This window comes from Nitrosomonas ureae, from assembly GCF_900206265.1.
Taxonomy (GTDB): Bacteria; Pseudomonadota; Gammaproteobacteria; order Burkholderiales; family Nitrosomonadaceae; genus Nitrosomonas; species Nitrosomonas ureae_C.
Window position 1 is genome coordinate 2,329,364 of sequence record NZ_LT907782.1, and the last position, 14,847, is coordinate 2,344,210.

Consider the following 14,847-nt stretch of genomic DNA (forward strand, 5'->3'; position numbering starts at 1 on the left):
GTTATAAGAAATGATCAAAAGATAATGATTCGTTTACATAAACATCATGCATGAGGCACATCGCATAAAACTCCATCGATCAATTGCTGGATGCGCTGCGCGCGATTGGCCAGACTTGCATCGTGTGTGACGATAATCAAGCTGGCATTGATTTTACGATTCAACTCCAGCATTAAATCAAATACATGCTCAGCTGTTTTGCGGTCAAGATTTCCTGTGGGTTCATCAGCCAGAATGCAGGCAGGGCGCGTAACCAAAGCGCGTGCAACAGCGGCACGCTGGCGCTCACCGCCGGATAATTCACCGGGGGTATGTGTCAGGCGATGACTCAGGCCAACCAGTTGTAACATTTCAGCGGCGCGATCATAGGCTTCCTGGTTTGGCAAGCGGCGAATCAGCAACGGCATGGCTACATTTTCCAAGGCACTGAACTCCATTAGCAAATGATGAAATTGATATATGAAACCAAGCGAGCCATTACGTAGCTGGCAGCGTTCTTCTTCGTTGATCCGGGCGATATCTTGCCCGAGAATTTCAATGTTCCCACTGGTAGGCACATCCAGTCCGCCCAGCACATGCAGCAAAGTGCTTTTGCCGGAACCCGATGCGCCGACAATCGCCAACATTTCCCCTTTAGCCAGATCCAGGTTAACCCCCTTCAATACCGGAACTGCCAAATCGCCTTGCGAAAACTGCTTGACCAGATTGCGGCAAGAAATAACCATTTCATTCATAGCGCAAAGCCTCTGCCGGATTCACTTTGGATGCGCGGTAGCTGGGGTAGATCGTGGCCAGTAAGCTGAGAATAAACGAAGTTACGGCAACGGTTGTGATATCCGCCATCTGTGGATCGGTTGGAATTGTACTGATGTAATAAATTTCCCGTGAGAGGAATTGAACATTAAACAAGCTTTCAATAAACGCAACCACTTCCCCCACATTATAAGCGAGCAGCATGCCACCGGCTACACCAAGGATCGTACCAAAAACCCCAATAAACGTTCCCTGAACGATAAATATCTTCATAATACTGCGCGGGCTTGCACCGAGTGTACGTAAAATCGCGATGTCAGATTCTTTGTCAGTCACCGCCATCACTAATGTGGAAACAATATTGAATGCCGCAACCGCAATGATTAATGCCAGAATTAAAGACAGCATACGCTTCTCAATTTGGATCGCACGAAAATAATTGGCATGCTGTCTTGTCCAATCGCTGATATGACTGTCAATCGTCAACATCGCGGGTAATTCCTGCACGACTTTGGGGGCTTGAAATAGATCCTTTAACTTCAAACGTACGCCGGAGACATCATCGTTTTCCATGCGATATAGTTTTTGCGCATCGAACATGTGAATTAAAATTAATCCGGAATCATATTCAAAATGACCTACTTCAAAGATTCCAACCACAGTGAATTGTTTCAAACGCGGTAGAATGCCTGCAGGTGTGACTTGCCCTTGGGGCGAAATCAGAACAATTTTATCACCGATGAAAGTACCCATCGCACGCGCCAATTCCATGCCGATCACGATGCCGAATTCTCCCGGAATCAAATGATTCAAATCGCCGCTGACCATCGTTTTCGAGAAATCGGCTACTTGATCTTCCATTTCCGGTAGTATGCCACGCACCAAAACACCTTGTACGACTTGATTGTGTGACAGCATGCCCTGCGCACTGACATAAGGTGCCGCGGCTTCCACTGCCGGGTGCTTGATCGCTTCTTCCGCCGTTTGCTGCCAATGGCTCAAATTACCATGAAAACTACCAATCTGAACATGCGAAGCAACACCCAGAATGCGTGTGCGTACTTCTTTCTGGAAGCCGTTCATTACTGACATTACCGTAATCAATGCCGTCATTCCCAGCGTAATGCCCATCAGAGAGATTAAGGAAATAAAAGAAATGAAATGATTGCGTTTTTTGGCGCGCGTATAGCGCAAACCAATGAAAAGTTCATAGGGAGACACGAATGATAGTACCCGTAATAAATTTGACTATGAAGTTTGCCACATTTAATACGCAGCTTAACAAAATAATCAGAAGTTGTGATTAGGATTTACACTACAAGCTTTTTCATCAAAAGCTGCCACGCGCCTCGTTGACCATTTCAGTGAGCTTTGCAATATCCAGCACATGCAAATCATGACCCTGACGCACTATCAGTTTATTTCTGATCAACATATTCAGTTCGCGTGATACGGCTTCACGGTGTGTGCTAACCAGATTGGCAATTTCAGTTTGAGTGGGTGCCGGCGAAATGACAGCAACATTTTCGGATATCATGTGATTTCTTGCCAAACGCAACAATTCTACCTGAATACGGTTACGTACCGCCAGCGTACTATAATCATAAACACGTTCGGTCAGACGGCGTACCTGCCCAGTTAGGCGTTTTAAAATAATTTCAGCGATCTGGCGGTTGCCATAAATTAGTTCCTGAAAATCCGATGCCGGCATTGATGCCAGCAATACGCTGCTCCGTGCGATCGCGGTGGCCGACCGGGGATGGCCATCAATCGCCGTCAATTCGCCAAACATTTCACCCGTTGGTAAATCGCATAAGATGACTTCCTGCCCCGATAAGCTGTGATACATGATACGAATTTCACCCTGCGCGATAAAAAAAGCGCTGTTGGTATGATCGTGATAGCGCACAATCTCATTTCCCGCTTCATAACGATGCCACCGACAAGCGGCGGCAACTATTCCAATATCACGCGGCGACAGACATTGAAATTCCTTGATCACCGACAGCATGGCAGTTGCACGGTCAGCTGAAATGTTTCGTGTGGTCATTTCTTGCCGTCTTCTTTCAGAATAGCTTTATTTTACAGTATCCGATCATTTTCCAAGATTCTGCCTTCCCATGAAATGAACAATGATATATCAAATTCAGATCGATACACTGCTTTGCAAAAAGTGATTAAGATATTCTATCGAAATGATCTTGAGTTACTGTTTAGTTCTGGCTGATTCTATCGTTAAGATGTTCGATTTTTACTTTGTCTACACCGTGCAAGCCGATTTTCTGGGCTGCGCCACGTGATAGATCAATGATTCTACCTTTCGTAAAAGGGCCTCGATCATTAACCAACACATCAACATGACGACCGTTTTTCAGATTGGTAACTCTGACTCTGGAAGGTAAAGGGAGTGTTTTATGAGCAGCAGTCAGGCCGTGAGGAACAAAGCGTGTTCCCATCGCTGTGCGATTGCCCGATTCTGAGCCATACCAGGATGCATGACCGATTTCCCGGTATCCAACTGCTGTTCGCAGCGGATAATAGGTAACTCCGCGGACTTTATAAGGCTTGTTGTATGGCGCAGTAAGGTTGGGTGCGCGCTGCTTGGAAATATCCGAGGAGCGGGGCACATTGCCGGGAAATATCGAAGCGCAACCGCTGATCAGGACAGCAATCAATATCATCATGTTAGCGTGCTTGCGATTCTTTGAATGTTGCATAGCTTTTATAGGGCTTCTAAGACACTTTTAATTGTATATACGCATAGGATTATAAAGGTATCAATCCGCCAAGATCTATTGCTGTGGGTGTCAATTATTCAACAATACTTGAATTTGCAGTAATCAGCAGCATATCATCAGCGCATTTCAATGCTGGTGATTGTAGACAATGGATGATTGCTAAAAAGTGGTATGAGTATATTCGACAAAAAGGATATAGAGATTATGACGAACGACGACCGCACTAAGACCAATGGCGTCATTGTACGCGCGAGTCCTTATGGAATGCAGCGTGAACCCACTTTCTCCGGCATTCTATCTTTTTTACGGCGCAAATATAGTAAGGATATCGAGGGTACTGAACTAGTCGTCAGCGGTATTCCATTCGATTTGGCTGTCACTAATCGCTCCGGGGCTCGTTTCGGGCCGCAAGCAATTCGTCTTGCCTCGGCAGAGGTTGCTTCGACAAAACCTTATCCATGGGGTTTTGATCCATTTGAGAATCTCACAGTGATTGATTTTGGTGATTGTTTTCTCGATGTCCATAATCCACTGACGATCCATCAAGCAATTATTGAACATGCTCGCCATATTCTGACCTCAGGTGCGCGCATGCTGACTTTCGGCGGCGATCACTATATTACTTATCCATTGTTGAAAGCACATGCCGAAAAGTTTGGTGAGCCGCTTGCGTTAATTCATTTTGATGCGCATAGCGATACTTGGCCGGATGATTCACCTGATTCTTTGAATCACGGTTCAATGTTTTATAAGGCGATAAAAGATGGATTGATTGATCCTAAACACTCAGTGCAAATTGGCATCCGCACCTGGAACGATGATTTTATGGGTATGCACATTCTTGATGCTACTTGGGTGCATCGGCATGGCACCGATGTCGTAGTTGCGGAAGTTGAACGCATAGTTGGCAACCGCCCAGCTTATTTTACCTTTGATATTGATTGTCTTGATCCCGCTTTTGCACCTGGCACCGGTACGCCGGTTTGTGGCGGACTTTCCACTGCCCAGGCGCTAAGCATCATTCGTGGTTTTAGCAGGCTTAATCTGATCGGCATGGATATTGTTGAAGTAGCGCCCGCCTATGATCATAGTCAAATCACGGCGCTGGCGGCTGCTCATATTGCATGTGACCTTATTTGTTTGCTGTCGAAACGTAAAGCAGAAAAATGACAGCGCTTCTGGGGAAGTTATCCGAAATAGCTCTACATATTGAAAGTGGAGTTTCTAAAAAATATAGCGTAAATTGATACCTCCTCCCCAATCAGGACTGCGATCTGAAAACCCTCTTATTCCGTAGGCATTCAGTCTGAAATTGTTGGTAACGCGTTGCGAAATATATAGCATAAGATCTCGGCTATCTTCCAAACGTACAGGCGATTGCCCCATTGTGTAACTTGTTCCCATGGTGACAGTGGGGGACAATTGATACCCAACGCCTGCGGCGCCATAAAGCACGTTATGAAAAGTAATCCCGGAGGGATTACCCAGTATTCTGTAACCCAACGTTGCGCTCAATGTGAGCTTGGAAATCGTTTTAAATAAATCGCCTTGAATAGCATAATCGACTTGACCGCTTCCCATATTCTGCTTGGCGCTGGCAGTCGGAATTTTTAAACGGGTGGTAATATCAAAAGCAATCCCTGTACGTGCATGATCAATCAAGTTATAGCTGAATGCGGCAACGATATCGCCCAATCCCGATTGCGTTGTACTGTTAAGCGATGATCCTCCGAGGGGGATACCTCCAACCAGCCCAGAGGCAATTGCTTTACTTAACCTGACATTATTTATCTCATCATCTGAATCGTCATCATCGCTCCCACCACCACTGCCACTGTTGCCATTGTCATCACCTCCGCTTCCGCCACTTCCGCTGTTGTCATCATCGCCCCCACCACCATTGCCACTATTGTCGTCGTCATCTCCGCCATTACTTCCGCTGTTGTCGTCACCATCATTGCCTCCGCCACCACCGCTTCCGCTGTTGTCATCGTCATCATTGCCCCCGTTCCCACCACTTCCGCTGTTGTTACCACCACCGCTCCCGGAACCTGAATCAATTTCCTCTCGACCCGGGTTCTCGCCAGAACAATTCTGTGTATCTTCATCACACACCACAATTACGCCACCACCCCCTGAACTGCTACCCCCCACACTTCCCCCGATAATGGGGCCTCCGCCATCAACAATCCCTCCAATTCCCGGACCGAGTACATTACCCGGTCCGGTGATGCTGAGATAAGGAACAATCAACCTGAAAGATGCCCGATCCTTATCGTAACGGGCCGTAAATGGAACATACCAGATATCGGTTGAAGTAGTCCCGCCGTACTTACCTGTGGTGAAATCGGTCGCGGTACTGAAGCTTAGTCCATTGCCATGAACAACTGGACCATAGATGCCAAACGCTAACAGCAATAATGCCAAGCTTTTTTGTTTGGAAGCTAAAGATCGATACATGCGAGCTTTTTATTGGTTAACGCATTGAGAGGAATCATCCGATGCGATTGCACGAATCAATAAACTACGGCCCATGTTTTTATTAATTAATGTTGATGTTGATGTTGATGTTGGTGATGAGGAGGGTGTATTTTCTTTTATGCCAGGAAAATCTTCATAAATTAATCACGAGTTCTATCGGGGATATCAATATCCCGTATACTTTCTCTATGGTCACCAATCCGGTCTTGTGCGCTAGAATCAAATTCGTTTGGTCTTTCGGGTCTATCAATAATCAAATGCTTCTCATGACGCTCATGACGCTCATGACGCTCATGATCTCGTGTTCTATCTTGAGCATCGATATCCCGTATATTATCTTTGTAGCCGTCTGGCCTATCTCGTGAGTCTGCATCGGATTCTCTTGGATTTTCGGGTTTGTCGATTTTATAATCCGATTTGCTTTGATCACGTATATCAGAGGATTTCTCTACATGATCTCGTCCTGAGGAATTAGAATGATCCAATCGCTTATCACCACCTTTACCTCGTTCTTCGCCACGAAAGTCTCTATCGGATGACGGGCTCTTACCTGGGCTATGATCAAGTTCTTTTCTTAAATTCCCCTGGCTCGAGCCACTATCACCATGCCCACTGCGTTCTAGATTATCCTTGTCACTCCGCGTGGTGCTGATTTCCGATCCATTGCCCAAATTATTTCTTCTATCTTTATCACTGCTATCGTTAAAAAACCTATCGTTCCGATCCTGTATTTGAACAGGTGGTAAATTTCTTATTTCAATACGTTCCGAATTTATTCGCTGATCCGCACCGACCCTGCCGTTAATGAGCACGCGTTGATTCAACTGCAGATCATTTTGAGTGCCTTCTAACTGCGTATCGGAATCAATAATAACTATCCGATTACCTACATTTAATTCTTTACCTCCTAAGGCATGGATATATCCCTCAATCACAAGATGCTCTACATTTCCAATATTTCGTAGCATCGGCTCGATTTGAATATCCTGAGCGTTTAGATGGGCGCCATCCCACTGGCCCGTAACCTGGATTCCCATCCCTTTGGAAATGCCCGTCGGTAATAACTTTTCATCATGTTGAACGCGAGTGCCACTGACAATAAAACCTTGCCCGTCAATTTGTGTAACATGCCCATTTATTTTGGCTTGTGCCTGAGGCGGCATAGTTTCAATTCGCGATGCCACGATTGCACCATTGGATAGCCTGTGGCCACTGACTTGTACCCAATCTCCTGTTTTTATGTTTGAAATATGGCTCAAATCAGCGGATTTTCCAATATGCACAGTTTGATCCAATACGCGCATTTCTCCGGTTTCAGAATTAATAATGCTGATCGGACCAACCGCTGCATGCATTATCGTAATATTTCGAGCCACAAGTTCGTGACCCGTGCCTAGCGCACGCGCCACAACAATTTGTCCAACTGCAAGATCACGCGCGGTAGAAGATCGACCGTCAATGGAGATAGGGGTATCGCTGTTATAATGAATTTCGATGCCATTGACACAAATACTTGCAAATCCAGTGATGACACCAATAATCCCTGTTCCGCCGATGCCGCCATCGTCAGCAACATGCCCTTTTCCTCCAATGCCGCCTTCCTGAGTACCGGTACCTCCCATTCCTCCATCGAGCACACCTGTACCCCCTATGCCGGAATCGGCTAATGGTGCACCAGTTCCGCCAATTCCACCCTCTGAAATGCCCGTGCCGCCCACGCCCGATTCAGCTAATGGCGTACCTGTTCCACCGATTCCGGATTGAGCGTGCAGTAAAGGATTGATTAACGAGGGGTTGGCATCGCAATTAATTTTGGCGAATGCGCTGACAGAATAGCAAAACATCAACGCAATGGCTGCCGACATGTAAGTAACGTAACGGTGCAGGCTTGCCAATGAGTTTGTCATTTCGCTTTACCAATATCTTAAGTGACTAGTTGCGTGTAATAGGGTCATTTATTATTCTTTCGATTCTTTCGATTCAGCCGGTTCACTATAAAAATAAATCCCGAATGTCATTCGATAGCATGGTTCATTTTTCCCTGCATCGCTTTTCTCGAATTCCATCGCATCTTTATTAATAGCGAGTAGGGATTCCATTCCAAGATGCTTGGATTTCTCGGCCAATTCCTGCACTGAAGCAACGGTTAATTCGTCGTAAGAGACACTTCGTTCAAAGAATGGCTGATGTTCTCCTAATAAATTGTTGGTCGCGGCAGCGGCATGATCATGTAAGTTGTGACCAAAGTAATACACTTTCTCATCAAAACCGTTTGCCGGAACAAATGCCGATGTATTAAGGCACACTCGCTTTTGCTCATCAAAATGCGCTATACCGAGTCTCAACCACTCATCAAGAACCACCCGTGAACGTATGTCACAGCTTACATTGGCAACCAGTTTCTCAAATGAAATTTCACCGCCTTCCTTCATAAATCTGGGTAATGGTTTAGGTTGATTGTTTTCATCGAGATAACGTGCATCACTGGTCCACAGACTTACTAGTCTGGCGCCCATTGAAACTGCTTGAGGAATTGCTTCGGTATCGGAATGATTCTCATGACGTAATCGCTTGATATCTTTGCGATGAATACCCGTTAGCAGACTTAAATGACTATCAGTCGAAGATTTCTCTTCAATCTTAAAATCCTTATCTGCGATTTCTACGAATAGTTCCTTCAGCAATTCCAATAAAAAAGGATAAGTAATTCCTTTTGACAGCATTAACTTGATTATCGGACGAAGCATGCGTCGAAGCGCAGCAACGAGCGAGGGTGGTAGCGTTGAGTCAGGTGTTTGAATACTATGCATAAAGCTTATTCACGGATTAAATTGGCCAGGAAGTTGGTGGATATAAAATATTTTATCATATCGTGGGAAATAATCACACAATATGTTGACATGGAAAATTTTCCCACGTATAGTTGATTTTGCGTGAGACAAAATCTCAGGCGCACATCAGGACACTTACTGATGTTGCATCAATCCAAATCAAGGAGAAGTATCATGAAAAAACTCTCAATTATCACAATCCTAATGTTCAGCATGGGGTTTGCATCTACATCGTTCTCTGCAGGAAAAACGGTTGATGACTATCTCGGCTACTCCGATAGAATGAATAATCCGGCCGATCAAATTCGGCATGGGCGCGATACGGATGATTCTAGCAGAACTGTACATTCAAGGGATAATCAAGCTACCACTGTAGTCACTCCACGTGGTGAACAAAATATAGATGACCGTGAATCCAGACGAATTGGAAAGTTATTATGGAAAAATGATCATGTACAAGGAGGTCATGGGAACGTTAAATAACAAAAATTAATATTACCCGGCACACCTTCCAAAGGTGGGGCGCCGGGTAAAATGCAAAAATATAAAATAAAAGAATCAATAACTGTTAACTGCCCCAAGGAGAAAATTTGATGTTTAATAAAATATTTTTAAAGAAGATTATCAGCTTAGGGGTTTGTTCCTCAGCGCTGCTAATGTTATCAACAGGCAGTGTTTTTGCAGGTGATAATGAAGTCAGATTTGAACTGACGGATAATCCGGGACGCTGGTTTGATACCGGAACAGCGGTTGCTGGTAATCGTTCGATTGCCATTGCTGCACCCGGTGTACGTGTGAAGTTTTCCGGCAATTCCAACACCGTGCATACGCGGACCAGTCTGATCTACCCCACGGGTGCCGCTAACATGCCTTTTAATACCGAGCCCAGAAAAGGGGGCGATGATGTAACGCTGACGACACCGGGCTTGTATGTATTCACCTGCAGTATTCATCCCTACATGTTTGGTGCAGTGATTGTCGATGATCCTAAAACTACTGGATTGGATTTAGGTTCTTCAATCAGTCTGGTCAATGGCATTACCGTTCCATCCAGCAGCGACTTGGCGACACGGCTCTTACGAACTTTCTTTATTGCCACTAATCCGGCTAACTGGCAGAACTATGCCAGTAATGAACCCTGGCATGTCACATATCCAGATGTTGACGTACGTGTGGATATTGGTGTTGTTAATTTGCCGGATGTTTTGAATGCGCGTTACGGAAACGATATTACATTGTCGGAACTGACCCCCCCAAGAACTCCGGCAGTCGGTGAAATATGGGTTGCGACGCAATTTGAAAACACCCAAGGAAAAGAGAAACCCGGTACGGTATCAGCGATCGATGGGTCTTCCTGGCAAGTGACACGTAAAGTAGCGTTACCTTCTATCAACATGAACAATCCACACAATATGTGGACCGACAAAGATCAAACTGTAATTTATGCTACTCAATGGTTTGATAGCAAACTGACTGTATTTGATCGTCAAACGGGTGCTTTGATACGCAATGTGTCCGTGGGTGAGTCACCTGCACATGTGATGACACTGACTGACTCTGATCGTCTTCACGTTACGAATAATGGAGACACGCGCACTGATTCGGTAATGGAATTAGCACCCATGGCAGATGGAGTATTGCGCAGAGTGGATATTGGACGCGGCAACCCGCACGCACACTGGATGAGTCATGACGGCAAAACTATGGTAACACCCAATGTCTTTTCGGGGGACTCCACACAGTACAATTTTCATACCAATGCTATTGAGGCCATTGTGCCAGTCGGCAGTCCTTTTGGCCACCCTATAGCAACGGGCATGATGCCGGATGCGAGCAAATATTACGCGGCTAATTTTCTCGATAGTACTCTCGCGGTTGTGAATATGGATACCCACACGGTAACCAAACACATCAACCTGATCCAAAATTATGATCCGGTTGCAGGAACGATTACAGGTCCTGTGGGCGCGCTACCGATCCAAACCCCAGTCTCTCCGGATGGTAAAAATATGGTAACTGCCAACACGCTCACCGGGACGATAACTATCGTCAATACAATCACGGATGAGTTGGTAGCGATGCTGCCGTGTGATCCGGGTTGTCACGGTGTGCAATATGGCGCTAAACAGGGTGGCGGTTACTATGCGTATGTATCCAGCAAATTTTCCAACAGGATGCTGATTGTGGATCCTGATCCAAACAATGATGGTGATCCATCGGATGCAAAAATTGTAGGTGCGGTAGGATTGTTTGCTGCAGGAACTACACAGAAGGATGACGCCATCAAAGGGAATCCTGGCATGGGTGGACAAGGCATATTGCCAATTCCGGTAGTGTATAACGGTTGGGTGCAGAATCTGCCCGCGGCTTGGAGTAATCAGTTGACTGCAGCACAGCGCAATCCGATTGATTAATTATATATTCATATATAATATAATTGAGTCAATGAATAAATGAGAAATATAAATAGCGTTTGATATTGCGTCATCATATTCAGGCGCTATTTACTACATTGACTTACTAATTTTTCAGGAGAACTAAAATGAGTTCAGGACATGAAGATTCATCCGGTAGTAACAAGCATTTTACATTCACGATTGAAAATGGTGCTGTGACAGCCTATTTCGAAGTTGAAAATGGAATAACCCAGCAGGAATCTATCGACAACAGAGATTCGTTTGTGATCGATGGCACTCAAATCACCCACACCAAGCAAACTTCTAATGGGCCCGAAGTCACTATTTTCTCGGATCCCGAAGGCGACGGATCTTACACAGTCATCTCCGATAGTACGGATGATGACGGCGGTAATGATGATCGCCCTGGCAGTGGTGACCACAAAGGTTACCAGTTCACCATTAACGATAATAATGAGGTCATTGAAGTATTTGAAATTAAGGATGGGGTGCCGGAACTTGATCCCATTGATGATGACGGTACGGAGACTTATGCGGTTAATGAAAATGGTGAAGTAGTGAGAACGGATGATGAGCCCGGTATTGGCACAGAAATAACCATATACGCTGATGCAGATGGTGATGGTACTTATTTCCGTGCTTCGGAACAATGGGTTTCCAACTCACCCGGATCGGGCCGGTTTAAGTTTGAAGACAGGCTTGTTTATTCCCCAACTGACGGCGATGATCATGTGGGTGTGCGGGGAGGTGAAGACTGTCATGGCGGGCAAGGCGCGGATGATTTTGTGATTCGTGAGGCTGCGCATTTGCGCATTGGAGACTTCAACTCGAGCGAAGATAATTTCATTATATTTGATACCGGTCTGGGTCTTCTTTCAAGAGAACATCTAGAGAGCTTTGTCACTGGTATTCGCCGCAGTGATGATGATCAAGATTTCATAGTGGATTTTGGTTCAACCGCATCAGTCACGCTGGTCGGCGTCGCATCGGACCAAATCAGTTGGGATGATGTCAGTGTATTGAGTTAGGTAATTTACGATTCAATACGTTAGCAAGCTCATGACGAACAATAAAATTTGATTCCGCTCTGATTGAGCTTGCCGATCTGATAACGTTGTCAACTAATTGAAGAATATTTTCCCAGCGTTAAGCTGAAGAAATGTTCATCTCTGCAGATCTGCCCCTGCTTTCCGGGTAGAGATTCCCTGAGCTTCATTAAATACTGCATTTATTGCGGTAGGGGACCTGCATTTCTTCTTCCAGATCTCCAATACGTTGACTCGATTTCGTTATCAAAGATCAAGTAATTGATATATAAGAATATATAAAGACTTTTAATTTCAGGTCAGGAAGAATTCTTTATTAACGAACAATAGAAATGGGAGTATATATGAACTACCTATCACAAAATAAATGGGGTCTCAAACTTATAATTTGCGCATGTTTAAGTGTTTTGATGCTAATGACTGCTGCACAAGTCTTTGCGCAAGACACCGCAGCCCAACGCATCAAACAGCTGGAAAACACCTTGCTAGAAATTCAGAATGAATTGAATAGAATCAAAGTAGAGTCGTTGCAAACTACAAGGAAAGTTGAGCAGATTCAGGAAACATCGGTACAAACCACCCAAAAAGTTGAGCAGATTCAGCAAGCCAGCATTCCAGCTGAAAAGAAAAGCATCGATTTCAATGGCATGAGTCAAAAAAGAATCATGCTGTTTTTCCGTGGCGGCTATGCGAGAAGCGATGGGCATCGTAATGGGGTGTCGATCGAAAGTCGTGTCGCACCGGTGGGTGCGCAAGAGCAGGCAGATCGACACGCGTGGTATACGGGTGCCGGCTTCGATTTTCAATTGACCAAGGATACTTGGGGATTCATACCTAAAACGGAAGTCGATGCAGAACTGATGTTTGAATATAAGCAATATGGTCACGGCATTCTGGGCAATGCGCTGGCGAACGAGCCTACGCAGCTGGCGGGGGGTGCATACAATCCTCGAGGAGTGACCGTTAATCAATTTACTTTAACCGCATCGCCCAAAATTAAATTTAATCATTTTGCGGAATATAAAATCAGACCCTGGATTATTCCCGCCGGTCTAGCGATACACGTCGTCAGCCCTCCCACTGAATCGATTACCGTACTGGAACCCGGTATTATGTTTGCAGGCGGTATTGAATATAACATATGGAAAGATTTCTTCATTGGCACTGATGCGCGTTACCAATTAGTCGCTGGTTCACTGGATGGCACGAAAATTGGTGGCTTGACTGTGGGTGGCTATGTGGGTATCGGATTCTAATCTCACAGAAAGCAGTTTTGCTTTTCTGACGGAGCACCCCAATGGGTGGGGCTGTATGAACGTTAGTACAGCGATTGTAGTAACAACTCTAAAAGATTTCTGCATAACTTTGGAAATTTCCCTGGAGTAACGAGGGAAATTTCCGGATGGAATTTCTATGTGTTTGTTGGCAGAAAGTAAAGTTTTAATCTCTTCCGGGTTTAATTTCTCACTCCTCGGGGCAAAGGCTGGTTGAAAACCAGCAGTCTGAAAAGCGCTTTTAATACCTCGCTGCTTGCGGCGGGGTGCTTTATTAAAGCTTGTCCTTTTTGATATACCGAAAGCGGTTTATTCTTATTCCTGATGCATAATTGCGCATTTTCAATGCGATAGCCAAATTTCGATTTCCTGTCTTCTTGTGAACCAAGTGGTAACCCGGAATCAACAGGCTGTGCTTCGGTACAGAGGATTCCCGGTTGACTCAATGAATATGATCCAATCCTGAGGACACAAAGTTTCATCTACATTTTCTGTTCCAATTTCTCTTGCCATCACTATTTTAGTTGCTTGTTCCGGTTAACTTGGGAAGTTGTGCAGGAATTTTTTATTAAATACAGTTTTCCCGGATTCTCTTCTCGTCACCGTATTAGGCATCTCAATTATCTGCGTGTTACATCCGGTCTGTAATACCAAGTAAGGTATTGTTCATCCGCAAAGGTTCGTTTGTCGGCATTATGTTCAAAGAATATTCGGATTTGTATATTTATAACTTGCAATAAGCAAGTAACGCAATTACACTTCCTATAACTTGCTTATTGCAAGTTATAGGAAGTAGATCTTTTTATAGGAGAAACATCATGCCATTGTGGAAAATTTATCATCCTGCGGAAGCGTTCAATGTTGCAGACAAAAGAAACCTGTCCGAGCGGATTACAAGTTTATACGCGGGTATTCCCATTCCAAAATTTTATGTGGTCATCCTTTTTGAAGCCCTCGCCGAGGGCTCCTGCTTTGTCAGTGGCGAGCCGCATAATCGATTTATCAGGTTCAAAGTCGATCAGATTGCCAGAACGCTGCCCGGGCCGGTCATTAGGGAATGGTGGATCAGAACAATTGATGAAATCATCGCTCCTTTCGTAAAAGACAGGGGGTATGACTGGGAGATTTCAATTGACGAGACCCCTTTTGATCTCTGGTCTTTGCAGGGCGAAATTCCACCGCCATTTGAATCTGCCGCTGAGAAACGCTGGGTCAAGGAAAATAAAGCGAGTCCTTATACCTTGGCGGAAAAGCTTCCAGTCAATCTCATCCTTACTCCAGGAATCTCGGATCGGTAGATTCCCGCT

The 14,847-nt window shown here is 45.0% G+C and carries 13 protein-coding genes; 6 read left to right on the forward strand and 7 right to left on the reverse strand.

Features of this window, described 5'->3' with window-relative positions:
• Positions 1–44: 44 nt before the first annotated feature.
• The 4 genes from lolD to CPG39_RS10825 all read right to left on the reverse strand — a co-directional run bounded on the left by lolD (position 45) and on the right by CPG39_RS10825 (position 3,437).
• A complete protein-coding gene (gene lolD / locus CPG39_RS10810; RefSeq protein WP_013648699.1) occupies positions 45–734 on the reverse strand; it encodes a lipoprotein-releasing ABC transporter ATP-binding protein LolD in 690 nt (229 codons plus the stop codon).
• The gene (locus tag CPG39_RS10815) at positions 727–1,974 is read right to left on the reverse strand and encodes a lipoprotein-releasing ABC transporter permease subunit (RefSeq protein WP_096293434.1); all 1,248 of its coding nucleotides are present in this window, start codon (positions 1,972–1,974) and stop codon (positions 727–729) included. Before CPG39_RS10815 ends, lolD begins: the two co-directional genes overlap by 8 nt.
• A 109-nt stretch (positions 1,975–2,083) precedes the next feature.
• Entirely contained in the window at positions 2,084–2,803 is a 720-nt protein-coding gene (locus CPG39_RS10820) for a Crp/Fnr family transcriptional regulator (protein WP_096293436.1), read from the reverse strand.
• 163 nt (positions 2,804–2,966) lie between these two features.
• Entirely contained in the window at positions 2,967–3,437 is a 471-nt protein-coding gene (locus tag CPG39_RS10825) for a septal ring lytic transglycosylase RlpA family protein (RefSeq protein WP_231990284.1), read from the reverse strand.
• 258 nt (positions 3,438–3,695) lie between these two features.
• Here CPG39_RS10825 and speB point away from each other — a divergent pair, with 258 nt between their 5' ends.
• Positions 3,696–4,661, forward strand: coding sequence for an agmatinase (gene speB / locus CPG39_RS10830; RefSeq protein WP_096293439.1), 966 nt, complete (start codon positions 3,696–3,698; stop codon positions 4,659–4,661).
• A 54-nt stretch (positions 4,662–4,715) separates the two neighbouring features.
• Here the strand turns inward: speB and CPG39_RS14520 are convergent, their stop codons facing one another.
• From CPG39_RS14520 to CPG39_RS10850, 3 genes are all read right to left on the reverse strand, one after another.
• Positions 4,716–5,951, reverse strand: a complete 1,236-nt coding sequence (locus CPG39_RS14520) for a hypothetical protein (protein ID WP_172424115.1) — start codon at positions 5,949–5,951, stop codon at positions 4,716–4,718.
• Positions 5,952–6,112: 161 nt separating this feature from the next.
• Complete coding sequence (locus tag CPG39_RS10845) at positions 6,113–7,879, reverse strand: DUF5666 domain-containing protein (protein WP_145956237.1); 1,767 nt, start codon at positions 7,877–7,879, stop codon at positions 6,113–6,115.
• 51 nt (positions 7,880–7,930) lie between these two features.
• A complete protein-coding gene (locus CPG39_RS10850) occupies positions 7,931–8,782 on the reverse strand; it encodes a DUF6502 family protein (RefSeq protein WP_096293447.1) in 852 nt (283 codons plus the stop codon).
• A gap of 195 nt (positions 8,783–8,977) precedes the next feature.
• Here CPG39_RS10850 and CPG39_RS10855 point away from each other — a divergent pair, with 195 nt between their 5' ends.
• From CPG39_RS10855 to CPG39_RS10880, 5 genes are all read left to right on the forward strand, one after another.
• A complete protein-coding gene (locus CPG39_RS10855) occupies positions 8,978–9,286 on the forward strand; it encodes a hypothetical protein (protein ID WP_096293448.1) in 309 nt (102 codons plus the stop codon).
• A gap of 110 nt (positions 9,287–9,396) precedes the next feature.
• Positions 9,397–11,217, forward strand: a complete 1,821-nt coding sequence (locus tag CPG39_RS10860; protein ID WP_096293450.1) for a copper oxidase — start codon at positions 9,397–9,399, stop codon at positions 11,215–11,217.
• A 128-nt stretch (positions 11,218–11,345) separates the two neighbouring features.
• The gene (locus CPG39_RS10865; protein WP_096293452.1) at positions 11,346–12,248 is read left to right on the forward strand and encodes a hypothetical protein; all 903 of its coding nucleotides are present in this window, start codon (positions 11,346–11,348) and stop codon (positions 12,246–12,248) included.
• Between the two features lie 434 nt (positions 12,249–12,682).
• Positions 12,683–13,522, forward strand: coding sequence for a porin family protein (locus CPG39_RS10870; protein ID WP_231990285.1), 840 nt, complete (start codon positions 12,683–12,685; stop codon positions 13,520–13,522).
• An 836-nt stretch (positions 13,523–14,358) separates the two neighbouring features.
• Positions 14,359–14,838 carry a tautomerase family protein gene (locus tag CPG39_RS10880; protein ID WP_096293456.1) on the forward strand — a complete coding sequence of 160 codons (480 nt, stop codon included), beginning with the start codon at positions 14,359–14,361 and terminating at the stop codon, positions 14,836–14,838.
• The last annotated feature ends 9 nt before the right edge of the window (positions 14,839–14,847 follow it).

Bases quoted from the DNA above. Each gene is read 5' to 3' on its own strand.
- lolD (WP_013648699.1), bottom strand. From the start codon at position 734: ATGAATGAAATGGTTATTTCTTGCCGCAATCTGGTCAAGCAGTTTTCG.
- CPG39_RS10880 (WP_096293456.1), top strand. From the start codon at position 14,359: ATGCCATTGTGGAAAATTTATCATCCTGCGGAAGCGTTCAATGTTGCA.
- CPG39_RS10825 (WP_231990284.1), bottom strand. From the start codon at position 3,437: ATGATGATATTGATTGCTGTCCTGATCAGCGGTTGCGCTTCGATATTT.
- CPG39_RS10850 (WP_096293447.1), bottom strand. From the start codon at position 8,782: ATGCATAGTATTCAAACACCTGACTCAACGCTACCACCCTCGCTCGTT.
- CPG39_RS10855 (WP_096293448.1), top strand. From the start codon at position 8,978: ATGAAAAAACTCTCAATTATCACAATCCTAATGTTCAGCATGGGGTTT.
- CPG39_RS10820 (WP_096293436.1), bottom strand. From the start codon at position 2,803: ATGACCACACGAAACATTTCAGCTGACCGTGCAACTGCCATGCTGTCG.
- CPG39_RS10860 (WP_096293450.1), top strand. From the start codon at position 9,397: ATGTTTAATAAAATATTTTTAAAGAAGATTATCAGCTTAGGGGTTTGT.
- CPG39_RS14520 (WP_172424115.1), bottom strand. From the start codon at position 5,951: ATGTATCGATCTTTAGCTTCCAAACAAAAAAGCTTGGCATTATTGCTG.
- CPG39_RS10845 (WP_145956237.1), bottom strand. From the start codon at position 7,879: ATGACAAACTCATTGGCAAGCCTGCACCGTTACGTTACTTACATGTCG.
- CPG39_RS10865 (WP_096293452.1), top strand. From the start codon at position 11,346: ATGAGTTCAGGACATGAAGATTCATCCGGTAGTAACAAGCATTTTACA.
- speB (WP_096293439.1), top strand. From the start codon at position 3,696: ATGACGAACGACGACCGCACTAAGACCAATGGCGTCATTGTACGCGCG.
- CPG39_RS10870 (WP_231990285.1), top strand. From the start codon at position 12,683: ATGACTGCTGCACAAGTCTTTGCGCAAGACACCGCAGCCCAACGCATC.